Source organism: Aeromonas sp. 600282 (genome assembly GCF_049175755.1).
In the GTDB taxonomy this organism is placed as follows: domain Bacteria; phylum Pseudomonadota; class Gammaproteobacteria; order Enterobacterales; family Aeromonadaceae; genus Aeromonas; species Aeromonas veronii_A.
In genome coordinates this window covers 1-24,436 of sequence record NZ_JAAKVR010000016.1, presented here as the reverse complement: position 1 = coordinate 24,436, position 24,436 = coordinate 1, and the positions used below count along the sequence as shown (strand labels likewise).

The 24,436-nt window shown below is 56.7% G+C and carries 21 protein-coding genes and 1 tRNA gene; 12 read left to right on the top strand and 10 right to left on the bottom strand.

Annotated features, from left to right (window positions below; translation table 11 throughout):
- The first annotated feature begins 51 nt into the window (after window positions 1–51).
- Together rdgB and hemW are read left to right on the top strand one after the other, a co-directional pair.
- Window positions 52–648 (top strand): RdgB/HAM1 family non-canonical purine NTP pyrophosphatase, encoded by a 597-nt coding sequence (rdgB, locus tag G5137_RS15225; protein WP_076495765.1) that lies wholly within the window; start codon window positions 52–54, stop codon window positions 646–648.
- Window positions 649–738: 90 nt separating this feature from the next.
- Window positions 739–1,884, top strand: a complete 1,146-nt coding sequence (gene hemW / locus G5137_RS15220) for a radical SAM family heme chaperone HemW (protein WP_421255625.1) — start codon at window positions 739–741, stop codon at window positions 1,882–1,884.
- A gap of 106 nt (window positions 1,885–1,990) precedes the next feature.
- On the opposite strand, the gene G5137_RS15215 is transcribed toward hemW, so the two are convergent.
- Together G5137_RS15215 and zntR are read right to left on the bottom strand one after the other, a co-directional pair.
- Window positions 1,991–2,230 carry an alternative ribosome-rescue factor A gene (locus G5137_RS15215; RefSeq protein WP_163129758.1) on the bottom strand — a complete coding sequence of 80 codons (240 nt, stop codon included), beginning with the start codon at window positions 2,228–2,230 and terminating at the stop codon, window positions 1,991–1,993.
- A 172-nt stretch (window positions 2,231–2,402) separates the two neighbouring features.
- Complete coding sequence (gene zntR / locus G5137_RS15210; protein WP_041209144.1) at window positions 2,403–2,855, bottom strand: Zn(2+)-responsive transcriptional regulator; 453 nt, start codon at window positions 2,853–2,855, stop codon at window positions 2,403–2,405.
- Window positions 2,856–3,276: 421 nt separating this feature from the next.
- On the opposite strand from zntR, the gene purH reads away from it, so the two are divergent.
- The 4 genes from purH to G5137_RS15190 all read left to right on the top strand — a co-directional run bounded on the left by purH (window position 3,277) and on the right by G5137_RS15190 (window position 7,428).
- Window positions 3,277–4,869, top strand: coding sequence for a bifunctional phosphoribosylaminoimidazolecarboxamide formyltransferase/IMP cyclohydrolase (gene purH / locus G5137_RS15205; RefSeq protein ID WP_201908755.1), 1,593 nt, complete (start codon window positions 3,277–3,279; stop codon window positions 4,867–4,869).
- Window positions 4,870–4,978: 109 nt separating this feature from the next.
- Window positions 4,979–6,271 carry a phosphoribosylamine--glycine ligase gene (purD, locus tag G5137_RS15200; RefSeq protein ID WP_421255624.1) on the top strand — a complete coding sequence of 431 codons (1,293 nt, stop codon included), beginning with the start codon at window positions 4,979–4,981 and terminating at the stop codon, window positions 6,269–6,271.
- Window positions 6,272–6,518: 247 nt separating this feature from the next.
- The gene (locus G5137_RS15195; RefSeq protein ID WP_041209147.1) at window positions 6,519–6,893 is read left to right on the top strand and encodes a cytochrome b562; all 375 of its coding nucleotides are present in this window, start codon (window positions 6,519–6,521) and stop codon (window positions 6,891–6,893) included.
- Window positions 6,874–7,428, top strand: a complete 555-nt coding sequence (locus G5137_RS15190) for a cytochrome b/b6 domain-containing protein (RefSeq protein WP_421255623.1) — start codon at window positions 6,874–6,876, stop codon at window positions 7,426–7,428. The genes G5137_RS15195 and G5137_RS15190 overlap by 20 nt, the downstream gene beginning before the upstream one ends.
- Before the next feature lie 337 nt (window positions 7,429–7,765).
- Here the strand turns inward: G5137_RS15190 and G5137_RS15185 are convergent.
- The 5 genes from G5137_RS15185 to rpsU all read right to left on the bottom strand — a co-directional run bounded on the left by G5137_RS15185 (window position 7,766) and on the right by rpsU (window position 12,659).
- Window positions 7,766–7,842, bottom strand: a tRNA-Ile gene (locus tag G5137_RS15185).
- Between the two features lie 187 nt (window positions 7,843–8,029).
- Window positions 8,030–9,925 carry an RNA polymerase sigma factor RpoD gene (gene rpoD / locus G5137_RS15180; RefSeq protein ID WP_263718854.1) on the bottom strand — a complete coding sequence of 632 codons (1,896 nt, stop codon included), beginning with the start codon at window positions 9,923–9,925 and terminating at the stop codon, window positions 8,030–8,032.
- A gap of 183 nt (window positions 9,926–10,108) precedes the next feature.
- Window positions 10,109–11,896, bottom strand: a complete 1,788-nt coding sequence (gene dnaG, locus G5137_RS15175; RefSeq protein WP_421255622.1) for a DNA primase — start codon at window positions 11,894–11,896, stop codon at window positions 10,109–10,111.
- 88 nt (window positions 11,897–11,984) lie between these two features.
- Entirely contained in the window at window positions 11,985–12,428 is a 444-nt protein-coding gene (locus G5137_RS15170; protein ID WP_005349081.1) for a GatB/YqeY domain-containing protein, read from the bottom strand.
- Window positions 12,429–12,443: 15 nt separating this feature from the next.
- The gene (gene rpsU / locus G5137_RS15165) at window positions 12,444–12,659 is read right to left on the bottom strand and encodes a 30S ribosomal protein S21 (protein ID WP_005309452.1); all 216 of its coding nucleotides are present in this window, start codon (window positions 12,657–12,659) and stop codon (window positions 12,444–12,446) included.
- Between the two features lie 179 nt (window positions 12,660–12,838).
- Between rpsU and tsaD the strand changes: the two genes are divergently transcribed.
- A complete protein-coding gene (gene tsaD / locus G5137_RS15160) occupies window positions 12,839–13,852 on the top strand; it encodes a tRNA (adenosine(37)-N6)-threonylcarbamoyltransferase complex transferase subunit TsaD (protein WP_042052807.1) in 1,014 nt (337 codons plus the stop codon).
- A 243-nt stretch (window positions 13,853–14,095) separates the two neighbouring features.
- On the opposite strand, the gene G5137_RS15155 is transcribed toward tsaD, so the two are convergent.
- Complete coding sequence (locus G5137_RS15155; protein WP_021229055.1) at window positions 14,096–15,415, bottom strand: anaerobic C4-dicarboxylate transporter; 1,320 nt, start codon at window positions 15,413–15,415, stop codon at window positions 14,096–14,098.
- Window positions 15,416–15,540: 125 nt separating this feature from the next.
- Window positions 15,541–16,983, bottom strand: a complete 1,443-nt coding sequence (gene aspA / locus G5137_RS15150) for an aspartate ammonia-lyase (RefSeq protein ID WP_005341227.1) — start codon at window positions 16,981–16,983, stop codon at window positions 15,541–15,543.
- Window positions 16,984–17,425: 442 nt separating this feature from the next.
- Here aspA and G5137_RS15145 point away from each other — a divergent pair, with 442 nt between their 5' ends.
- Complete coding sequence (locus tag G5137_RS15145) at window positions 17,426–17,902, top strand: FxsA family protein (RefSeq protein ID WP_005340570.1); 477 nt, start codon at window positions 17,426–17,428, stop codon at window positions 17,900–17,902.
- Between the two features lie 47 nt (window positions 17,903–17,949).
- On the opposite strand, the gene G5137_RS15140 is transcribed toward G5137_RS15145, so the two are convergent.
- Window positions 17,950–19,284, bottom strand: a complete 1,335-nt coding sequence (locus tag G5137_RS15140; protein ID WP_421208996.1) for an MATE family efflux transporter — start codon at window positions 19,282–19,284, stop codon at window positions 17,950–17,952.
- Window positions 19,285–19,544: 260 nt separating this feature from the next.
- Between G5137_RS15140 and G5137_RS15135 the strand changes: the two genes are divergently transcribed.
- The 4 genes from G5137_RS15135 to G5137_RS15120 all read left to right on the top strand — a co-directional run bounded on the left by G5137_RS15135 (window position 19,545) and on the right by G5137_RS15120 (window position 24,079).
- A complete protein-coding gene (locus tag G5137_RS15135; protein WP_005309514.1) occupies window positions 19,545–19,838 on the top strand; it encodes a co-chaperone GroES in 294 nt (97 codons plus the stop codon).
- A gap of 44 nt (window positions 19,839–19,882) precedes the next feature.
- Entirely contained in the window at window positions 19,883–21,517 is a 1,635-nt protein-coding gene (groL, locus tag G5137_RS15130) for a chaperonin GroEL (protein ID WP_005340575.1), read from the top strand.
- Window positions 21,518–21,623: 106 nt separating this feature from the next.
- Window positions 21,624–22,124: a molybdopterin-binding oxidoreductase gene (locus G5137_RS15125; protein ID WP_421207310.1), complete on the top strand. Its 501-nt coding sequence runs from the start codon at window positions 21,624–21,626 to the stop codon at window positions 22,122–22,124.
- Window positions 22,125–22,147: 23 nt separating this feature from the next.
- Window positions 22,148–24,079: a putative bifunctional diguanylate cyclase/phosphodiesterase gene (locus G5137_RS15120; RefSeq protein ID WP_421207312.1), complete on the top strand. Its 1,932-nt coding sequence runs from the start codon at window positions 22,148–22,150 to the stop codon at window positions 24,077–24,079.
- The last annotated feature ends 357 nt before the right edge of the window (window positions 24,080–24,436 follow it).

Genomic DNA, 24,436 nt, shown 5'->3' with positions numbered 1-24,436 from the left:
TAAACGCTTGCGCCGCATAGAATGCGCAGATTATTTTTGCGGAGGTGCTCGATGAACAAGCTTGTCCTGGCAACAGGTAACCAGAAAAAGGTGAAGGAATTGGCCGCCATGTTGGCCGATATGAAGATCCAGGTGATCCCACAGAGCGAGTTTGCGGTCTCCGATGCCGATGAGACCGGTACCACCTTCGTCGAGAATGCCATCATCAAGGCCCGCCACGCCGCCCGCATTACCGGTCTGCCCGCCGTGGCCGATGATTCCGGTCTGGAAGTCGATCTGCTGCAAGGGCGCCCCGGCGTCTACTCCGCCCGCTTTGCCGGTGTGGGTGCCGGCGACAAGGCCAACATCGAGAAGCTGCTCGGCGAGCTCAAAGGTGCCCCCGAGTATCTGAAGAGCGCCCGCTTCTGGTGTGTGCTGGTCTATATGCGCCACGCCGACGATCCCACCCCCATCATCTGTCAGGCGAGCTGGGAAGGGATGATCATCGACGAGCCGCGCGGTCAACATGGCTTTGGCTATGACCCGGTATTCTTCGTGCCGGATCACGACTGCACCGCCGCCCAGATGCCCGCCGAGCTGAAAAACCAGCTGAGCCATCGCGGTCAGGCGCTGGCCAAGCTCAAAGCGGCGCTGGCTGCGGCGCACTGAGTCACTTCGCCACCTTGTCGGTTACACACGGTCAATTACACATAGTCATCTACAATGGGGGCCTTGAGCCCCCGTTTTATTGGAAGCCCCATGCTGCAACTGCCGCCGCTCTCTCTCTATATTCATGTGCCCTGGTGCGTCCAGAAGTGCCCTTATTGTGACTTCAACTCCCATGCCCAGAAGGGGGAGTTGCCTCACCTCGAATATGTCGCCGCTCTGCTGGAGGATCTGGATCAGGATCTGAAGTGGGCCCAGGGGCGGCCGCTCTCCTCGATCTTTATCGGCGGCGGCACCCCCAGCCTGTTGACGGTGGAGGCGATGCAAACCTTGCTGGACGGGGTGCGGGCCCGTATTCCGCTCGCCGCAGATTGCGAGATCACCATGGAGGCGAACCCGGGCACGGTGGAGGCGGACAAGTTCGCCGGTTTCCAGCGCGCCGGCATCAACCGTATCTCCATCGGGGTGCAGAGCTTCCAGCAGGAGAAGCTGACCCGCCTCGGCCGCATTCACGGCCCGGAAGAGGCGCGCAAGGCCGCCGCACTGGCCCATGCCATCAAGTTGCCTACCTTCAATCTGGATCTGATGCACGGTCTGCCGGATCAGAGTCTGGATGATGCCCTTTATGACCTGCAGCAGGCGATCGACTGCGCCCCGCCGCACCTCTCCTGGTATCAGCTCACCATAGAGCCGAACACAGCATTTGCCTCCAAACCGCCCAAACTGCCGGAAGATGACACCCTGTGGGACATCTACGAGCAGGGCCACGCCATGCTCACCGCCAGCGGTTATCGTCAGTACGAGATCTCGGCTTACGCCAAAGAGGGCTACCAGTGCCGTCACAACCTCAACTACTGGCGTTTCGGCGACTATCTGGGGATCGGCTGTGGTGCCCACGGCAAGGTGACCGATCTCGCGGATCTGCAGATCCTGCGTACCGCCAAGGTTAAGCATCCGAAAGGGTATCTGGACAAGAGTCGCCCCTATCTGGACGAGCAGTGGCAGGTGACGGCAGACGATCTGCCGCTCGAATACTTTATGAACCGCTTTCGCCTGTTCGAACCGGCCCCCAAGGCGGAATTCGAGGCCTATACCGGCCTGCCGCTGGAGCGGGTGGAGACGGTGCTGACCATTGCCCAAAGCAAGGAGCTGATCGACGATCTGGGCGACAGCTGGCAACTTACCTCCCTCGGTCATCGTTACCTTAACGTGTTGCTCGAACTGTTTATGGATGAGTAAGCGGCCTGTTGAGGCGCAGCTTTGAGGTGGTGAGAGACCGCTTTTTCAGTAAAAACAATCAGGGCGCCATTGGCGCCCTGATTGTTTATGGTCGGTAGAAACCCGCTCAGCAGCAGACGCGGATCATCTGCTGTTGGCCGGGCTCCCACCGCTTGCCAAATTTGGCCTTGCGCTGGTAACTCCCCTTGCCCTTCTTGTTGCGCTCGACCCGGCTGCGAAACAGGGGATCGGAGAGCAGGGCGTGCAGATGGTTATCCTTTATCTCGCCGCGCTGATGGGCATAGTTGCCCCCTTGCGCATGCTCCTCACGGGGGAGGGCGGGTTGGTCGACCCGAATCTTGGCCATGATGGCTCCTCTTCTTTCTTCTCTTGGTGTGTTGACTCTGTGTCTGGATGGCGGTTTTCGCGACGGGCGTCTGTTCAGGTGAGCACCCGGCAACCGGATGCTCTGGCACCGGTTAAAAACGCGGCGATTTTGTCACCAAATCGCCGTTGGAGCAATGAGCGGGCTGGTGCCGTCAGCCAACGTGGTCATGCTCATCGTGGTTATGATGCTCGTGATGAGCGGGTGCTCCCGACTCCAGCGTTTCCAGAATGGCGCAGTGCTCCGCCGAGCGCGGCCCGCCGCAGCAGATATTGGAGAGCTCGCGCAGGTTGTCGCGAAAGCGGGTCAGTTCGATGATCTTCTGCTCCACCTGGGCCAGCTTGGTGTCGGCTACCGCTTTTACCTCCTGACAGGTGACCTTGGCCTTGTTGGTATCGAGATCGAGCAGCTCGCCGATATCGGCCAGCGAGAATCCCACCGACTTGGCGCGGATAATAAACTCCAGCCGCCGCTTGTCCTGTTCGCTGTAGAGGCGGTAGCCGGATTCGTTACGGATCCCCGGCGAGATGAGCCCGTTCTTCTCGTAAAAACGCAGGGTATCTGCCTTGACCCCGCACGCCTTGGCCAGTTCACCGATCCGGTACATGCCCTTTTCTCCCGTTGGATATGCGACTCAACAAAACCGGAACCCACTATCACCCCTTTGCCGGACGATTGCCAGCCAAGGGCATAAAAGGGGCAGACAAAAGTTGGTTTGGCCGCTCTTTTGCCATAAAACCCTTAAATGGCAAACGTTTGGCAAAAATCAAGTGGCAAACGTTTAACGCCGCGCCACACAAGGGTTTTGCTATTTAAAAAATCCACCACCCGTCACATTTTTTGTGTAGAATACGCGCCCATAACAGAGCGCCGCACCAAGCGGGCATTTCTTAAAGCACTTTTGCCGTTGTCAGGCCTGTGGCGAGAGTGGTTTGCGAAATCCCCCCACTTCCATTTATTTGGGGACTCTCTGTGTTGAGCCTCGCCTCCCATGGAACGGTCCCCGTTATGTTGAGGACGATAGTGTGATGGAACAAGCTCGACCCATTCGCCGTGCACTGCTGAGTGTGTCTGACAAAACCGGCATTCTGGAATTTGCCAAGGCACTCAACGAACGCGGCGTCGCCCTGCTCTCTACTGGTGGTACTGCCAAGTTGCTCGGCGAGGCGGGTCTGCCGGTGACCGAGGTCTCCGACTACACGGGTTTCCCTGAAATGATGGATGGCCGGGTCAAGACCCTGCATCCCAAGGTTCATGGCGGCATTCTCGGCCGTCGGGATCAGGATGACGCCATCATGGCCCAGCACGCTATCTCCCCCATCGACATGGTTGTCGTCAACCTCTACCCCTTTGCTGCTACCGTTGCCAAAGCGGGCTGCACTTTGGCCGATGCGGTCGAGAACATCGACATCGGCGGCCCGACCATGGTTCGCTCTGCGGCTAAAAACCACAAAGATGTCGCGATCGTGGTCAAAGCTGCCGACTATGATCGGGTTATTCGCGAGATGGATGCCAACGGTAACAGCCTGAAACTGGCCACCCGTTTCGATCTGGCCATCGCCGCCTTCGAGCACACTGCTGCCTACGACGGTATGATCGCCAACTACTTCGGCACCATGGTTCCTTCTTACGGTGACAACAAGGAGGGTGACGAGGAGTCCCGCTTCCCGCGCACCTTCAACAGCCAGTTCATCAAGAAGCAGGACATGCGTTACGGCGAAAACAGCCATCAGGCTGCCGCCTTCTACGCCGAGGAGCATGCCGCGCCGGGTTCCGTCTCCAGCGCGGTCCAGCTGCAGGGCAAGGCGCTCTCCTACAACAACATCGCCGACACTGATGCGGCGCTGGAGTGCGTCAAAGAGTTCGACGAGCCGGCCTGCGTCATCGTCAAGCATGCCAATCCCTGCGGCGTGGCCGTCGGTAACGACCTGCTGAGTGCCTACGATCGCGCCTACCAGACCGATCCCACCTCCGCCTTTGGCGGCATCATCGCCTTCAACCGCGAACTGGATGGCGCCACCGCCGCTGCCATCGTTGCCCGCCAGTTTGTTGAGGTGATCATCGCCCCGACCGTCAGCCAGGAGGCCCGCGAAGCGGTCGCTGCCAAGCAGAACGTGCGTCTGCTTGAATGCGGTCAGTGGACTGCTCCGGCGCAAGGGTTTGACCTCAAGCGCGTCAACGGCGGCCTGCTGGTGCAGGAGCGCGATCTCGGCATGGTGACGCTGGGCGACCTGACCGTGGTCAGCAAGCGTCAGCCGACCGAGGCCGAGCTACAAGATCTGCTGTTCTGCTGGAAAGTGGCCAAGTTCGTCAAATCCAACGCCATCGTCTACGCCAAAGATGGCCAGACCATCGGCGTTGGCGCCGGCCAGATGAGCCGCGTCTATTCGGCCAAGATTGCCGGTATCAAGGCGGCAGATGAAGGGCTGACCGTGGCGGGCTCCGTCATGGCCTCCGATGCCTTCTTCCCGTTCCGCGACGGCATTGATGCAGCAGCTGCTGCCGGTATCTCCTGCGTGATCCAGCCGGGTGGCTCGATGCGCGATCAGGAGGTGATCGACGCCGCCGACGAGCACGGCATGTGCATGGTCTTTACCAACATGCGCCACTTCCGTCACTGATGGATCAGGGCCGCCACGGGCGGCCCTTTTGTTGTCTCTTTTCCACTGACTATTGCGACCGGCTTCCCTCTGGCGGAAGCCTGTGACCCACATAGAAGCGAGCGATACGATGAAAGTACTGATCATTGGCAATGGTGGCCGCGAACACGCCCTGGCCTGGAAGGCCAAGCAATCCCCTCTGGTGACCCGGGTCTTCGTCGCCCCCGGCAATGCCGGCACCGCGCACGAAGGGAGTATCGAGAACGTGGCCATCGCAGCTACCGATATCCCGGCTCTGCTGGCGTTTGCCAAGGAGCAGCGCATCGGTCTGACCATCGTTGGCCCGGAAGCGCCGCTGGTGAAAGGGGTGGTCGATGCCTTCCGTGCCGAGGGACTGGCCATCTTCGGTCCGACCGCGGCTTCTGCCCAGCTGGAGGGCTCCAAGGCCTTTGCCAAGGATTTCTTGGCCCGTCACGCTATCCCGACCGCCGAGTACCAGAACTTCACCGAGGTTGAGCCAGCGCTGGCCTATCTGCGCGAGAAGGGGGCTCCCATCGTCATCAAGGCCGATGGTCTGGCCGCAGGCAAGGGGGTGATAGTGGCGATGACCCTGACCGAGGCCGAAGAGGCCGTGCGCGACATGCTCTCCGGCAATGCCTTTGGCGACGCCGGTGCCCGGGTGGTGATCGAGGAGTTTCTGGAAGGAGAAGAGGCGAGCTTCATCGTCATGGTCGATGGCGAGCATGTGCTGCCGATGGCGACCAGTCAGGATCACAAGCGGGTAGGGGATGGCGATACCGGCCTCAATACCGGCGGTATGGGCGCTTATTCGCCGGCGCCAGTGGTGACTGATGAAGTGCACCGCAAGGTGATGGAGCAGGTGATTATGCCGACCGTGCGCGGTATGGCGGCCGAGGGCAATGTCTACACCGGTTTCCTCTACGCAGGCCTGATGATCGACGGTCAGGGCAATCCCAAGGTGATCGAATTCAACTGCCGTTTCGGCGATCCCGAGACCCAGCCCATTATGCTGCGGATGCGTTCCGATCTGGTGGAACTATGTCTGGCCGCCTGTGCCGGCAAGCTGGATCAGGTAGAAGCGAATTATGACCCCCGCGTAGCCATTGGTGTGGTGCTGGCTGCTGGCGGTTATCCCGGCGACTACCAGCAGGGCAAGGCCATCAGCGGTCTGCCGGTGGAAGAGGCGAGCGGCGAGAAGGTATTCCACGCGGGTACCCGCCTTGAGGGCGATACCGTAGTGACCGCCGGTGGCCGGGTGTTGTGCGCCACCGCGCTGGGTCGCACAGTGGCTGAAGCGCAGCAGCGTGCCTATCAGCTGGCTGCCCGTATCCAGTGGGACGGTGTCTTCTATCGCAATGACATCGGCTGGCGCGCCATCGAACGTGAACAGCAGGCTGGCTGATGGCCGATACCCGCAGTGACAAGCCCCGCCAATGGCGGGGTTTTTTATGCCGGAAAGCGCCAGCTGGCCGATGCATTCATGTTGCAGTGGTTAACAATGGCGGCTCTCTTGTCACTATTTGCCACAAAAAACATCATTTTTCACAAACGCTTCACCATGAGTCATGGCATTATGCTGGTGATGAATTCCTGTTTGGATTCATAGGTGACCCTAATAATTTGAGCATGTTGTTATATAAGGAAATCCCATGTTGAAAACTGTTCGCCCCCTGCTGCTGCCCCTGATGTTCGGTCTGATCGCGTTGCCTGCCATGGCTGGCGATCTGGAACAGCCGATGAAGAAGATTGGCTTCAACTACAAGCAGGCGGTCAAGGCTGATGATGCGGCTACCATGGAGAAGCACATCAACGAGATGAAGGCTCAGCTCGACATCGCCAAGCAGAAGAACATGCCTGCCGCCAAGAAGGAGAAGTTCCTCGAGGGCATGAATGAGGTTCAGACCGAGCTGGATGCCAGCCTGGCTGCACTCAAGGCCGGTGACGAAGCCAAGGCGCGCGAGCACCTGGCCAAGGTCAACGACCTGAAGAAGGAGTATCACAAGTATGCCAAGCAAAAAGGGTGATCCCTTTCGCTGGGATGCAGTGGTTCGCCTGACCCATTGGGGTGTGGCGGCCATCTGTATCGGTAATCTCTGGCTCAATGAGGCGGGAGAGGATTGGCACGAGTGGCTCGGTTATACGGCCATCGCACTGGTCTCCATGCGTTTGCTCTGGGGGATCACCTTTGCCCGTGGCTACGCCCGTCTGGGCGCCCTTATCCCCAAAGGTGAGGATTTTCGCCAGCAGATGCACGAGATGCGTGAACGGTTGCCACCGGCGCCAGGCCATCACGGCAGCGGCAAGTTGGCGGTATGGGCGCTCTGGTTGCTGGTGCTGGCAACTGCTGGTACCGGCTGGTTCCAGAATACCGAGATGGGGTTTGATCTGGGGGCTGATGACTGGCACGTCTGGTGCACCTGGGCACTGCAGGGCATGATCGCACTGCATCTGCTGGCCATTGGGTTCACCTCGTGGCGTCAGCGCAGCAGTCTGGTGATCCGGATGCTGCCCTCGCTTCCCCGCCACGCTTCGAACCAGCGTCGCGACGAGCAGACCTGAGGCTCAGCATTAGGCTCCTTGCTCTCGCTTGAGGTGCCTGATCCGGAACCTGCCCAGACCCGCCAATGGCGGGTCTTTTCTTATGGCCTCATCGTTCTCATCACTGGACATTGCCCGATCCGCAGATGCAAAAAGGCCGCTCATGATGAGCGGCCTTTTTCAATTTGGTGGCCCTAGTACCACTGAATTGAGTACCACAACGCTTGTGGTACTAATGATGGTACTAAATTAACTGGTTTCTGACGACGCCATCGGACTATTACGGACAACAAAAAACCCGCAAAGCCTTACGCTATGCGGGTTTCTGTATTTTCTCGTTCCTGCTCGGAACTTAATTTGGTGGCCCCTGGGGGACTTGAACCCACGACCAATCGATTATGAGTCGACTGCTCTGACCAACTGAGCTAAGGGGCCAAATTGTGCGTTTAGCGGCGTGGATTATAGGGGAAGAGGAAAGGGCAGTCTATAGGCATATCAACCACTTGGCGACTAATTGTCCAGGTCGATAGAGGGTGCAAAGCGGGTCGCAAGGGTAAATGCCAGACAAAACAAAGCCCCGCATGGCAGGGCTTTGGCAGAGCAGTTTGACACAGGGTCAGGACTATTCGTCCAGGAAGCTGCGCAGCACTTCCGAGCGGCTCGGGTGGCGCAGTTTGCGCAGTGCCTTGGCTTCGATCTGACGAATACGCTCACGGGTAACATCGAACTGCTTGCCCACTTCCTCTAGGGTGTGGTCAGTGTTCATGTCGATACCGAAACGCATCCGCAGCACCTTGGCTTCGCGGGCCGTCAGGCCAGCCAGTACTTCGCGGGTGGCGTTGCGCAGGCTTTCGCTGGTCGCCGCATCTGCTGGCAGAGCCAGGGTGGTATCTTCGATAAAGTCGCCCAAGTGGGAATCTTCATCATCACCGATGGGCGTCTCCATAGAGATAGGCTCTTTGGCGATCTTCAGTACCTTGCGGATCTTGTCCTCCGGCATGCCCATGCGCATGGCCAGCTCTTCCGGGTTCGGCTCGCGACCCATCTCCTGCAGCATCTGACGGGAGATACGGTTGAGCTTGTTGATGGTCTCGATCATGTGTACCGGGATACGGATGGTACGGGCCTGATCCGCGATGGAGCGGGTAATGGCCTGACGGATCCACCAGGTAGCGTAGGTCGAGAACTTGTAGCCACGACGGTATTCAAACTTGTCTACCGCCTTCATCAAACCGATGTTGCCCTCCTGGATCAGATCCAAGAACTGCAGACCGCGGTTGGTGTACTTCTTGGCGATAGAGATAACCAGGCGCAAGTTGGCCTCAACCATCTCTTTCTTCGCACGGCGGGCTTTGGCCTCACCGATGCTCATACGACGGTTGATATCCTTGATCTGGGCAATCGACAGACCGGTCTCTTCTTCAATCTGCTGCAGCTTGCCGATGGCGCGCTGAATATCCTCGTCCATTTCAACCAGACGGGGAGACCAGGCTTTGCCAGCCTGCTTCTGGTATTCAAACCAGGCAGTTTCACACTCGTTGTTGGTGAAGGCCGCGACGAAGGTTTTCTTCGGCATCTTGGCCTGCTCAACGCAGAGCTTCATGATGATGCGTTCCTGCACGCGGACGCGCTCCATCATTTCACGCATGTTGTTGACCAGGCGATCGAACTGCTTGGGCATCAGGCGGAATTGACGGAATACATCGGCCAGCTGGGCGATGGCAGCCTGGGTATCTTCGTGCGCGCGACCATTCTTCTGAATGGAGAGACGGGTCACTTCATACTGGGCACGCAGTTCGCCGAACTTCTCGCGAGCGACTTCCGGATCCGGACCACCGTCACCGTCGTCGTCAGAGCTGTCGCCATCTTCGTCTTCGTCTTCTTCGTCCTCTTCATCTTCGTCGGCCAGATCGTCTTCGCCGAGCTCGGAACCGATATGCGTGGCGGTAGGCGCCATGTCTTCAGTTTCGTTCGGGTCAATAAAGCCAGAGATGATGTCAGAGAGACGCAGCTGCTCGGCTTCGTACTTGTCGTACTGTTCGAGCAGGTAAGTAATTGCTTCAGGGTACTCGGCTACGGAGCTTTGTACCTGGTTGATACCGTCTTCGATCCGCTTGGCGATGTCGATTTCGCCTTCACGGGTCAGCAGTTCGACGGTACCCATTTCCCGCATGTACATGCGGACGGGATCGGTCGTACGACCAATCTCAGATTCAACAGATGCCAGAGCCTGGGCCGCTGCTTCGGCAGCGTCCTCATCGGCGGTACCACCTTCAGCCATGATAAGGTCATCGGCATCCGGAGCGTTTTCAACCACTTGAATGCCCATATCGTTGATCATCTGAATGATGTCTTCGATCTGGTCTGAATCGACAATGTCTTGCGGGAGGTGATCGTTCACCTCGGCATAGGTCAGGTAGCCCTGTTCTTTACCTTTGGCAACGAGGAGTTTAAGCTGAGACTGCGGGGTTTGCTCCATAGAACTCATCCGGTTGGTGTTGCTAGGTTGCGCGTACAGTGCGCTGCTGCGCAAATAGCCAATTCTAATAGAAAACCGCCAGACATGCTATGTCTGGTTGCGGCGTCGGTCATGAGAAACCCCTGCCCGCAGTATTGTCGGGGCCAGGCGGTTATAAAAATTTTGCTTTTCATCCCGTCGATTCGGGCAACGCTATCCATATTGGGACTAATCACTCAAATATCAAGCCCCACTCTCATTTCTTTTCTCAATTTGCACCTCTCTTATCAGCATCATCAGCTCTTGGGTTTCTTCGGAGCTTAGTCCTTCCTGAGCCACTTTGGCCTGCAATTCTTCGATCCGCTGCTTCAGAAACTGGTTGATGAAGCCGACGAAGGTGTCCTGCAATTCTCCCAGAATATCCGGCTCCTGATCGAGTTTGATCTCCTCGAACAGGTCGTGCATGGCCAGCTGAGCAAGGATCTCTCCTTCCTTGGTACCACGCCAGTGTTCCAGCAGGATACCGGTTGTGATACCAGGCTGTGCCTGGATTTGCTGGTGCAGTTGCAGCAGGAACTTGATGCCCTGTACGCGTAGTCCGGCCAATTCCGGCATGGGGGGAAGCTCAGCCGTTACTGCCGGATATTGCACCATCAGTGCCAGTGCACGCCGCAGTGGTGTCAGCTTGGCTGCCTTGGGTTTGTTGACCTCGGCCTTGGGCTGACTGTTGCGAGCAAAGAGCTCGGCGATGCGCTGTTTGTTCTCGCCCCAACGCATCATGCTGGAGAGACGAGTGATCAGCCCTTCGCGGGTAAACCCTTCCGGAACGCGACGAATAAGCTCGGCGGCCTTGTTGGCCACTTCGAACTTGCCTGCCTCACCCGAAAGTGCGGCATCCCGGCCGAGACGCTCGAACATGAAGTCGGCGAACGGTTGGGCTTCATCGAGCAGGGCTTCAAAACCCTCCTTGCCGATCTGGCGTACCAGCGAGTCGGGATCCTCGCCATCGGGCAGGAACACGAACTTCAGCTCGCGGCCATCCTGCAGATGAGGGAGGGCATTATCCAGCGCGCGCCAGGCGGCTTCACGACCGGCGTTGTCACCGTCGTAGCAGCAGACTACCTCGGCGGTGGTGCGAAACAGGGTGTGGATATGGTCGCTGGTCGTTGCAGTACCCAGCGCCGCCACCGCATAGTCGATGTCGTACTGACCGAGTGCCACCACATCCATATAGCCTTCCACCACCAGGATCCGGCGTGGATCCTTGTGTGCCTGCTTTACTTCGTAGAGACCGAACAGCTCCCGCCCTTTATGGAAGATGGGGGTCTCCGGCGAGTTCAGGTATTTGGGGGTGCCATCACCCAGCACCCGGCCGCCGAAACCGATGACCCGGCCACGCTTGTCACGGATCGGGAACATGATGCGATCGCGGAAACGATCATAACTCCCCGGGCCATTGTCACGGGTGATCAGCATGCCGCCCGAGATAAGCAACTGCTCGTGATCCCGGCTGGCGCCGAAGCGGCGGCGTACCTGATCCCAGTCACTTGGGGCATAACCGATGTTGAAGCGCTTGACCACTTCGCCAGTCAGACCGCGGCCTTTGAGGTACTCCACCGCATGGGGAGCGCTCTTGAGATTGCTCTCGTAGAAGCGGGCGATCTGGTTCATCAGCTCGAACAGATCCTTGCTGACGGCGGCCTGGCTATTGGCCGAGCCGCCGATGCTCTGCTCGCGAGGTACCTGCATGCCTTGCATGCTGGCGAGCTCTTCGATGGCATCGGGAAATTCGAGACCGTCGTACTCCATGACAAAGCCGATGGCATTGCCGTGGGCGCCACAACCGAAACAGTGGTAGAACTGCTTCTCCTGGCTGACCGTAAAAGAGGGGCTTTTTTCGTTATGAAAAGGGCAGCAAGCCTGGTAATTCTTACCGGCTTTTTTCAGCCGCACTCGCGAGTCGATCAGCTCGACTATGTCTGTGCGTACGAGCAGATCGTCGATAAAGGATTGGGGGATCCTGCCTGCCATAACCGTCCTGTTTCATTGCGGAGAAAATAAAAAAGCCGCGCATTCCAAGGGAAGCACGGCTTCTTCGACCAAACAAGAGAGTTGCCTGTTACGCCAAGCGGGTTTTCACCTGAGCACTGACGGCGCCGACATCGGCACGCCCCTGAATTTTCGGCTTCAAGACAGCCATGACCTTGCCCATATCAGCCATGACGGCAGCACCACTTTCAGTGATGGCTTGCTCGATCAGGGCAGCAATTTCATCTGCGGTCAGCTGTTGCGGCAGGAATTCCTGCAACACAACGATCTCGGCGGACTCTTTGTCGGCGAGATCCTGGCGACCGGCAGCTTCAAATTGGCTGATGGAATCGCGGCGCTGTTTGACCATTTTGGTCACGACAGCGAGGATATCCTCATCATTCAGCTCGATACGGGTATCGACTTCACGTTGCTTGATTTCTGCCATCAACAAGCGGATCGCTCCCAGACGTGCCTTATCTTTGGCAAGCATGGCGAGTTTTTGCTGATCCTTGAGTTGATCCTTCAGAGACACGGCAATATCTCCCGATTAGTACAGGCGGATACGACGTGCGTTTTCGCGAGACAGCTTCTTGGCGTGACGCTTGACAGCAGACGCTTTGGCGCGCTTACGAATGGTAGTCGGCTTCTCGTAGAACTCACGGCTACGAACTTCGGACAGGATACCGGCTTTTTCGCAAGAACGCTTGAAACGACGCAGAGCAACGTCAAACGGCTCATTTTCACGGACTTTGATTACTGGCATGTGCCTTTCACCTCAGTGATAAATTGTTAGCTGACCTTCAATCGATCAGCATGTCTTAAAATGGTGCGAAATTATACTCTGGACAGGGAATGAAAGTAAACCCGCAGAGATCGCTCTGGTTTAAAAAACCCGCGAAGGTTACCATAGCCGTCTCATTTTAGCAGTGAAATTTTTTAGCAATGCGTGTATTGGGCATAGAGACATCCTGTGACGAAACCGGGATCGCGATCTTCGACGATCAAAAAGGGATCCTTTCCCATCAGTTATACAGCCAAGTCAAGCTGCATGCGGACTACGGTGGCGTTGTCCCCGAGCTCGCCAGCCGGGATCATGTTCGCAAGACGATCCCGTTGATCCAGGCCGCATTGCAAGAGGCGGGACTGGGCAAGGATGACATCGACGGTATCGCGTATACTGCGGGGCCGGGTCTGGTTGGCGCCATTCTGGTGGGCGCCACTATTGGTCGTTCGCTGGCGATGGCATGGAACAAGCCTGCTATCGCCGTCCACCATATGGAAGGTCACCTGCTGGCCCCCATGCTGGAAGAGAAAGCTCCCGAGTTCCCCTTCGTGGCGCTGCTGGTCTCCGGTGGTCACTCCATGCTGGTACGGGTTGACGGCATCGGCAGCTATCAGCTGTTGGGGGAATCCATCGATGATGCTGCTGGCGAAGCGTTCGACAAGACCGCCAAGCTGATGGGGCTGGACTATCCAGGTGGTCCGCTGCTCTCCCGTCTGGCCGAGAAGGGCACTACCGGGCGCTTCCACTTCCCTCGTCCGATGACAGATCGTCCCGGGCTCGACATGAGCTTCTCCGGCCTGAAGACCTTCACCGCCAACACTATCGCCGCCAATGGTGATGATGAGCAGACCCGCGCCGATATCGCCCGTGCGTTTGAAGATGCGGTGGTCGATACCCTGGCCATCAAGTGCCGTCGCGCCTTGAAAGAGACCGGCCTCACGCGCCTGGTGGTGGCCGGTGGCGTCAGTGCCAACCGTCATCTGCGTGCCCAGCTGGCGGAGCTGATGGAGAGCCTCAAGGGCGAGGTGTTCTATCCACGCACTGAATATTGCACCGATAACGGCGCCATGATTGCCTATGCCGGTATGCAGCGCCTGAAAGCGGGCGTGTTTGAGCCGCTGGCGGTCAAAGCCGTGCCGCGTTGGCCGCTGGATACCTTGGATCCGGTCTGATCCGACGGATCCCGCCTTCTGGCGTGGTGGTGAGTACCATGGTGGCCTATTGCTCCTGCAATCCGGCAGCGGTGGTTATAGCGCCGCTGGCACGCTGTTGTGGTGTCTGCTGTCGCCGTGGTTGAGCCATCCGTATAAGAGGTCAGGTCTCGTGCTGGCAGACTGCAAAGTACAGAGTAAAGAGATAAAAAAATCCCCGCCAACTGGCGGGGATTTTTGTTTGGTAATCGGCAGGCGATAGGGTTACAGCAGGATGCCGCCGAAGAAGAAGCCCAGCGCCACGGCGATGGCGATGGTGGCGGTGCCCGGTACGAAGAAGGGGTGATTGAAGACCGCCTTACCGATACGGGTGGAGCCGGTGTCGTCCATCTCTACCGCGGCCAGCAGGGTCGGGTAGGTTGGCAGTACAAACAGGGCGCTCACGGCTGCGAAAGAGGCAATCGCAGTCAGCGGGCTGACACCCAGTGCCAGTGCGGCAGGCATCAGGGCCTTGGTGGTGGCGCCTTGTGAATAGAGCAGCATGGCGGCAAAGAACAGCACCACGGCCAGCAGCCAGGAGTACTGGTTCAGCAGGTCGCCAGCGATCAGCTGGATGGTGTCCATGTTGCCTTTAACGAAGACGTTACCCAGCCAGGCCACACCCAGTACGCAGATACAGGCGGACATACCGGACTTGAAGGTCGGCATGTTGGTGACCTGGGTGGCGTCCAGTTTGCACACCAGGGTCATGATGGTGGCCGCGGCCAGCATGATGCCCATGATGGCGCCGTCACGGGGGATCGGCGGGTTGGTGATCAGGCCCACTTTACCGGAGATGGCAGTGGCATAAGCCATGACAGCAACGATGGCTGCGATGAAGATCCAGACCGACAGCTTGGCGTACGGTTTGATCTCGAGCTTGGTAGTACCACGCAGTTTGATCAGACCCTTGGCTTTGCGCTCCAGATAGACTTCGTCCTGCTCCAGCGGCTTGCCCATCATGTTGGCAATGAAGGCGCCCAGGATACAGGCCAGGAAGGTAGAGGGGATGCAGATGGCCAGCAGGGTCAGGTAGTCAACACCAAACGGCTCGAGCATACCGGAGAAGGCAACCACAGCGGCAGAGATCGGGGAAGCTGTGATGGCGATCTGGGAGGCGACAACTGCGATGGAGAGCGGACGGGACGGACGGATCCCCTGCTCTTTGGCCACTTCCGCGATCACCGGCAGGGTGGAGAAGGCGGTATGACCGGTACCGGCCAGCATGGTCATCAGATAGGTGACCACCGGGGCGGCGAAGGTGATGTATTTGGGGTTCTTGCGCAGCGCTTTTTCTGCCAGGAAGACCAGATAGTCCATCCCGCCAGCCAGTTGCATACAGGCGATGGCACAGATGACGGACGCGATGATCATGATCACATCCCAGGGGATGTAGCTGACCAGTTGATCGCTCGGGATGGGCATGCCCAGACCCCACGTCAATACCAGTACCCCCAGACCACCGGCAAAGCCGATGCCGATGCTGCCTATCCGGGCCCCCAGATAGATAGCGGCGAGCACGACAAGTAACTCGATTCCAATCATAGCGATAACTCCATTTTTTAGTTTTTGGTTTTTATTTGGCAAAAAGCCAATTCCCGATCGGGCTGGGGATAAAGACCAATCGGGAACTGACTTTATGGGCCGGGAAGATCCCGGCCCACACTCGCTTATACGGCAGCTTCGCGGGTGAAACGCTTGGCTTTGTATTGCGGGTTCATTAGGTTCTCGATGGAGAGAATTTCGTCCAGCTGCTCGGCGCTCAGCAGGCCGCGCTCAAGAACGACTTCGCGGACGTTCTTGCCGGTCTGGGCACAGATCTTGCCGACGATATCCCCTTCGTGGTGGCCGATGAAGGGGTTCAGGTAGGTCACGATACCGATGGAGTTCAGCACGTGATTCATGCAGATTTCCGGGTTGGCGGTGATACCTTCCACGCACTTCTCGCGCAGGGAAATACAGGCTTTTTCCATCAGGCTCAGTGATTCGAACATCGCCTGACCAATCACCGGCTCCATGACGTTCAGCTGCAGCTGACCGGCTTCGGCGGCGAAGGTGATGGTGATGTCGTTACCGAATACCTTGAAGCAGGATTGGTTGACCACTTCCGGGATAACCGGGTTGACCTTGGCCGGCATGATGGAGGAGCCCGCCTGCATTTCCGGCAGGTTGATCTCTTTCAGTGCGGTGCGCGGGCCGGAGGAGAGCAGACGCAGGTCATTACAGATCTTGGACAGCTTCATGGCCAGACGCTTGATGGCGCCGTGCAGCATGACGTAGGCGCCACAGTCGGAGGTCGCTTCGATCAGATCTTCTGCCGGCACATAGGCACGACCGGTGATCTCGGCCAGACGCTTGATGGCCAGTGCAGAGTACTCGGGCGGAGTGTTCAGACCGGTACCGATGGCGGTCGCGCCCAGGTTCACTTCCAGCAGCAGCTCCTGGCAACGCTTGATGGACTTGATCTCTTCACGCAGGGTCACGGCGAATGCGTGGAACTCCTGACCCAGGGTCATCGGAACCGCATCTTGCAGTTGGGTACGGCCCATCTTCAGGATCTTCTTGAATTCTTCTGCTTTGGCATCAAAAGCGGCGATCAGTGCTTCCAGAGCATGCAGAGTCACGTCAGTGCTGTTGACCACAGCAACGCGGAAACCGGTCGGGTAAGCATCGTTGGTGGACTGGCACTTGTTGACGTGGTCGTTCGGGTTGATGACGTCGTAACGGCCTTTCTCCAGACCCATGATTTCCAAGGCGATGTTGGCCAGTACTTCGTTAGTGTTCATGTTGACGGAGGTGCCGGCACCTCCCTGGTAAACGTCGACCGGGAACTGGTCGAAGCATTTGCCTGTGTTCAGCATCAGGTCGCAGGCTTCTACGATCTTGTCAGCAATTTCAGGACGTATGGTACCCAGTTCACCGTTTGCCAGCGCAGCGGCCTTCTTGGTCAGCACCATACCGCGGACGAATTCCGGAACGTCAGAAATCTTCTGAGAGCTGATCTTGAAGTTCTCGACAGCGCGCAGGGTGTGCACACCGTAGTAGAGATCATTGGAAACTTCTTTGGTGCCCAGCAGGTCTTCTTCAATGCGGACGTTCTTGATGTCGCTCATTGTAATGCCTCAGAAATCAGATAAATGGAAAAATCCTCACCGAGTGGCCGCGAGTTCCTTGCGCACAGCTCATCCTGAAGCACCACACATCGAGTGGGGCGGTAGGGAGAGTGACCTCCCGAAAAACTAATCAATATACTACTCCAATTGAGGTATCGGTTATTAGAGGTGGATCACTAAATTTGCGACATTTTCAAATTACTTTGAGGAAAGTACACATATGTTATGAAGTTTTTATCATGATGATTTTTATATATTTTTGTGACTTTTTGCTGGTTTTTTAGATTGCTGATGACGTAGGAGTCAGTTGACCAACTTGAAAAAGGGGGGACGGCCCCCATTTATTCAGGGCAGAAAGTGGTGATGACGGGGCGGCAAAATCGCCTCTGACCATCGTTGGATGGGCGCCACTTTTTCTCAATTTACCGGTGCTGGAGTGGATATGGGCAAGTTGTTTTTGTTGTTGGTGGGTCTGGTTGTGCTGGAGCTCACCGTGATGATCGAGGTCGGCTCGGTAATCGGGGCGCTGCCGACTGTCGGCTTGCTCATACTGACCGCGGTATTGGGCTCCTCGCTGGTGCGAAGTGAAGGGATCAAGACCCTGTTCAGCGCCCAGCAAAAGATGCAGATGGGCGAGATGCCGGGCCGCGAGGTGATGGGGGGCATGATGCTGGCGTTGGCGGGCCTGCTGCTGATTATCCCGGGTTTCGTGACCGACATTTTCGGTGTGCTGTTGCTGCAACCCTGGCTGCGCAACAAACTGGCTGACAAGCTGATCGGCAGCAGCCAGTTCCGGATGCAGATGGGCGGTTTCCAGCGTACTCAATCGCCGTTTGGCAACGCACCGTCCGATGATCATCTGGGGAACGCCAAGCAGGGCGGCACCACCATCGAAGGCGAATTTGAGCGCAAAGAGTGAGCGTAAAGAGTAATCGACGAGACGAAAACCCGAGGCGAGTGACTGAATCAGGGTTTGCCCTGATGGCACAGCGCCTCGAAGCGGTGTCGGGCATACCACCACGCGAGGGTGCCCGCCGCCAGATTGGCCAGCAGTATTCCTAGATATATCCCCTGTTCTCCCCCCAGCTTTGCCCCCAGCCAGGCTCCTGGCAACAGAAAACCAAACAGTCGCAATCCGTTGAACAAGAACGAAATACTGGATGCTCGCACGCCATTTAGCGCCGAGGCCAGCAGCATCACCATGCCCTGAAAGCCGTAACCGATCGGCACCAGATGCAGATAGAGAATAATCAGGCGAATGACCTGCGGATGATCGCTGAACAGATTGGCGATCAGCGGGGCGAGCAGCCAGGTCAGGCCATAGATGGCGAGCTGGAACAGCAGGGCAAAGCGCAGGCAGCTCTGAAGTGCGGCTTTGGCCCGGGCCGGATTGCCGGCGCCGCAGTTTTGCGAGATGAAAGGGGCCAGTACGGAGGCAAGGGCCATCATCACGATCAGCAGCAGCGCCTCGACCCGCGATGCGGCGCCGTAAGCGGCTACCACCTCGGTACCCAGGCCCGCAAAGATCGTCATCAGCACTGCATTGGCCAGAGGGTTGAGCATATTGGTAAAAGAGGCGGGGACGGCAACATGGAGCAGCGCCCGCCAGTGGGTCAGCAACCGAGCCCGAGGCGAGAGGCGCCACAGCAGCAAGCCCTCCCGATGACGCAGGATATAGAGGCTGACCAGCATCGCCATCAACCAGGAGATAGAGGTGGCGATGGCTGCCCCGCGGATCCCCCATTCGGGAAAGGGGCCGATACCGAAGATCAACAGAGGATCCAGTACCCCGTTGACCAGCCCGGCTATGGCCATCACCAGGCTGGGGGTTTTGGTATCGCCGGTCGCCCGGATAGCGGCATTGCCCACCATGGGCAGCACCAGCATGGGGACGGTGAGATACCAGATCAGCATGTAGTCATGGATGAGAGAGATAAGCTCGGCACTGGCCCCCAACAGAGTAAACAGAGGCTTGATGGTGAGAGCCCCCCCCGCGGATAGCAGGGCCACCATGATCACCGCCAGAAACAGGCTGTCGGTGGCGAGATGGGCCGCCTCATCGTGTTTGCCCTGCCCCAGAGTATGACCGATCACCGCTGACAATCCGGCGCCCAATCCCATCGCCAGCGAGGTAACCACAAAAGTGACAGGAAAGGTAAAACTGATGGCTGCCAGAGCTTCGGTGCCCAGCATACCGATAAAAAAGGTATCGACCAGATTGAAGGCCAGAATGGCGATGATGCCGAAGATCATGGGGCCCGTCATCTGGCGCAGTACGACCGGAATAGGGGCTGTCAACATGGGGTTGGTGCGGGTCAAGGGCTCGTCTCTACAGCTGGCTTTGAAGGTTCTGGCATGGAAAACGGGCGGCTTGAACCGACCTTGCTCCAGGGTGTGGACATGGCTGAACCATCGAAGATGTTTATAGTACGTGAAAAAATTTTTTTTGTATTTGCCCTTGAAGGGTTAGCAACTCTGCCCCACATCAGGGACATATCTAATTTGGCCTGGAACGGCCATTCCTCAAAGCAACAATGAGACTCATTTTGGGAGAGTTATCGATGAAAATTCGTCCACTGCACGACCGCGTCATCATCAAGCGCATCGAAGCTGAAGCCAAATCTGCCGGCGGTATCGTCTTGACTGGTACTGCGGCCCAGAAGTCCACCCGTGGTGAAGTGCTTGCCGTGGGGACTGGTCGCATCCTGGATAATGGCGATGTGAAAGCGCTGGCCGTGAAGGTTGGTGACAAGGTGATCTTCAACGAAGGCTACGGCGTGAAGACCGAGAAGCTGGATGGTCAGGACGTCCTGATCCTGTCCGAGACTGACATCCTGGCGATTGTCGAAGAGTAATCTATCCCCGATTTTCCCCGAATTGATAGAAAGGATTGAAGAAAATGGCTGCTAAAGACGTCAAGTTTGGTAACGAAGCTCGCATCAAGATGCTGGAAGGTGTCAACATCCTGGCTGATGCCGTCAAGGTGACTCTGGGCCCGAAAGGCCGCAACGTGGTGCTGGACAAGTCCTTCGGCGCCCCGACCATCACTAAAGATGGTGTTTCTGTTGCGCGCGAAATTGAGCTGGAAGACAAGTTCCAGAACATGGGCGCCCAGATGGTCAAGGAAGTGGCTTCCAAGGCGAACGATGCCGCCGGTGACGGTACCACTACTGCAACCGTTCTGGCTCAGGCTATCGTCAACGAAGGTCTGAAAGCCGTTGCCGCCGGTATGAACCCGATGGATCTGAAGCGCGGTATCGACAAGGCCGTTGTGGCTGCGGTTGCCGAGCTGCAGGCGCTGTCCCAGCCGTGTGCTGACAGCAATGCCATCGCTCAGGTGGGCACAATCTCCGCCAACTCCGACGAGAAAGTGGGCAAGCTGATTGCTGAAGCCATGGACAAAGTGGGTCGCGATGGCGTCATCACCGTTGAAGATGGTCAGGGTCTGGAAGATGAGCTGGCAGTTGTTGAAGGTATGCAGTTCGACCGCGGCTACCTGTCCCCCTACTTCATCAACAAACAAGAGACCGGTTCCGTTGAACTGGACGACCCGTTCATCCTGCTGGTTGACAAGAAAGTCTCCAACATCCGCGAAATGCTGCCGGTGCTGGAAGGCGTTGCCAAAGCTGGCAAGCCGCTGCTGATTGTTGCTGAAGACGTGGAAGGCGAAGCCCTGGCGACTCTGGTGGTCAACACCATGCGCGGTATCGTGAAAGTGGCTGCCGTCAAGGCGCCTGGCTTCGGTGACCGTCGCAAGGCCATGCTGCAGGATATCGCCGTACTGACTGGCGGTACCGTCATCTCTGAAGAAGTTGGCATGGAGCTGGAAAAAGCGACTCTGGAAGATCTGGGTCGTGCCAAGCGCATCGTCATCACCAAAGAGAACACCACCATCATCGATGGCGTGGGTGATGCCGGTGTGATCGAAGGTCGTGTTGCCCAGATCCGTCAGCAGATCGAAGAGACTTCTTCCGACTACGATCGTGAGAAGCTGCAAGAGCGCGTAGCCAAGCTGGCTGGCGGTGTTGCCGTGATCAAGGTTGGCGCAGCCACCGAAGTCGAGATGAAAGAGAAGAAAGCCCGCGTTGAAGATGCCCTGCACGCTACCCGCGCCGCGGTTGAAGAAGGTGTGGTTGCCGGTGGTGGTGTTGCGTTGGTTCGCGTTGCAGCCAAACTGGCTGGTCTGCGTGGTGACAACGAAGACCAGAACGTCGGTATCAAGGTTGCCCTGCGCGCCATGGAAGCCCCGCTGCGTCAAATCGTCATCAACGCCGGTGAAGAAGCCTCCGTCATTGCCAATGCAGTGAAGAACGGCGAAGGCAACTTCGGTTACAACGCTTACAGCGAACAGTATGGTGACATGCTGGCCATGGGTATCCTGGATCCGACCAAGGTAACCCGTTCAGCCCTGCAGTTTGCCTCTTCCATCGCCGGTCTGATGATCACCACCGAGTGCATGGTCACCGAACTGCCGAAGAAAGATACCCCTGCAATGCCTGACATGGGCGGCATGGGTGGCATGGGCATGATGTAATCATCCCCCCTTGCTTTGTTTGACAAACGGCTCGCTCAAGGCGAGCCGTTTTTTTATATCTGGCTAAACTGAGTCTGTTGATAGCAGAAAAGTGTAAGGGGGAAAGATGAAGGTGCTTGGATGGATAACTCTGCTGTTTGCATTGATTGCCATGCCGCTTGTGGCTGCCGAGGCCCTCAAGGGGCCTGTGATCTTGAAAGTAAGCGGCAATATCAGATCCCCAGATGAGGTGGACGGCAAAGTGCTTTTTGACTTGGCCACGCTGCAGGCGTTGCCGCAATATGAGATAGTCACCAGCAACCCTTGGGTTGATAAACCTCACAAGTACAGAGGGCCCAAGGTGGCGGACGTGCTGGCCGCAGTGGGGGCTAATGGCAAGAGCATAACCCTGACAGCATTGAACAGTTTTCAGATCCGCATCAATTGGGACAAAGTTGCCAAGTATAACCCTATTCTTGCTTGGGAAGATGACGGGGTAGCCATGAGGGTCCGTGACAAGGGGCCGCTCTGGTTTATGTTGCCGCTTGATCAATATCCGGAGCTGAAGCGCTCTGAATATACCGACATGATGATTTGGCAGCTGGACCTGATAGATATTCAACACTGATAAAAGAGTCACGGGAGCACGGGGTGAAAGGAAAGACCAGGGCGTGGCCACTGCTCGTCATTCTGTATGTATCCATTCTGTCGTTTACCGGGAGCACCCTTTATTGTCTGGTTCAGCTCCAGAATGCGACCAGAGCGATGGAGAAATATACCTATGATGTCTCCTGGGCGCTGATGCAGCTGCAGCTCGAGTTGGGGCGTTTCCTCAGTGCTGTAGAGGTCTACCATTATGGTGGAATAGAGCACAATGACCTGATGTTGCGCTATGACATTCTTTGGAGCAGAACCCCCATCCTGTTGAGCGGTCAGTTGCGTAAAAGCATGCAGGATAAGCAGAAAACCTTGCGCTTGGTGCAACTGATTGAAAACAACATTCGCGATATAGAGCCTGTCATTACCAAGCTGCAGAGCGGAGACTCTGTCTACCAGCAAATAATGATGCGCCTAGCCCCCTTGCAGGAGCCTTTATCCTATGCACTAGCTTCCGTTATGCAGAAGAACATCAACATCTACTCAGAGAATGATCGCCATTTTGGTCAATTGCGTAATGCTCTGCTGTTGATGGTGTCGGGGTTGGTTATCTCGGTTTTACTCCTTAGCTTGCTTCTTGTATATGAAGCTCGACGTCACTTTAGGGCAGCAAGGCGTGACCCGTTGACGGGTCTCTCCAATCGGGTGGCATTGCTGGAACGGATGGAGCTCTGTGCCACTCAGGAGGTACCTTTCGGATTGGTATTGGTCGATATCAACGACTTCAGAGATATCAACAGCAAGTTTGGTTATGATGCGGGCGATTTTTTGCTCAGTGAATTGGCCAGACGGATCAGATTGCTCTGTGAAGAAGGGGAGTGGAGTGGTCGGTTGGGTGGCGATCAATTTGCCATTATCCAGCGTGGTAGCAGCGATCTGCGTCAGGTCAGGGAGCTGGTAGCGCGACTGCTGCACGTTCTGAAGCAAGATATCGTCTATGATAACTATCCCTTCCGGCTCGAGGTGGGGATCGGGATTGCCTTCTATCCGATGGACAGCGATAAAACACAGGAGTTATTGAGTCGTGCGGAACAGGCTCTGTTCCATAGCCGCAAGACCCATGTCCCCTATGTGATTTACGATAACTCCTTGCTCAACGAGACGGCGCGGCGCAAGCATTTGGCCTCGGACATGATCATGGCGCTGGAACACAATGCGTTGGAACTCTATTACCAACCCATCGTCAATCTCGAGAGTGGCCGTTGTGAAGCTGTCGAAGCACTGCTGCGCTGGCGGCATCCGGAGCTGGGCTTTATTCCGCCAAACGAAGTGATCATGGTGGCTGAGGAGTTCCAGCTTGCCGAGCGTCTGGGCGGCTGGGTGTTGAACACCGCTTGCGAGCAGCTTTATCAGTGGCATCAGTTGGGTATGGTCGACCTGCAGATGTGCGTGAATATCTCGCCGGGCATGTACCAGCGCAATTTGCTCAAACTGGTGGCCAAGGCATTGATGGAGAACCACCTGCCAGCCAGCAGTCTGGTTTTGGAGGTCACTGAAGATACCACCATGCGTGAAGTGAAGAATTCGCTGCAACTGATGCAGGATCTCAATCAGCAGGGGGTACTGCTGGCATTAGACGATTTTGGGACTGGTTATTCATCTTTGAGTTATCTGCAAAAGTTACCGGTCAGCAAGGTGAAGATCGACCGCTCCTTTATACAGGGCATTGACACCTCAATGGAGGCATCCGAACTGGTCGCCAATATTTGCAGGATGGGGTCGATGCTGGGCAAGAGTCTGGTGTGTGAAGGGATTGAGACACAGGCCCAGTTGGATGTGCTGCGATCCCTGACCGATATCCACTTGTATGGACAGGGCTATCTGTTCAGCCGACCGGAGCAGGCGGAGAAAATCTATCAGACCTTGTTGGAGATGGAGGAGCTTTGGCTAGCACGTCAACAATCCGAAATGGCTTATATGAGTTGAAGGGGAGGGGTACTTGACGGTCATCTGCCTCAAGAATGTGTGATTCAGTTCAAGTTTTATGCTTTTTGTTTGTTGTTTGAACGGTTGTGCGGTTTTATCAAAAAAACATGCAGTTTAGCCTTGCCAGAAAGAATCTGTTCCCTATAATGCGCCTCCATCGACAGGGCAAGCGGCAACGCAGAAAGCCAAGTGGGTAACCTCGAAAAGCCTTTGAAAATAAGGCTTGACTCGAGAAGGCGGTTGAGTAGAATTCTACTCCCGCAGCAACACGCTGTTGCGTCGCTCTTTAACAATTTGAATCAAGCAATCTGTGTGGGCACTCACAGCATCGAGCATCAAAAACAATTTTTGATTTTC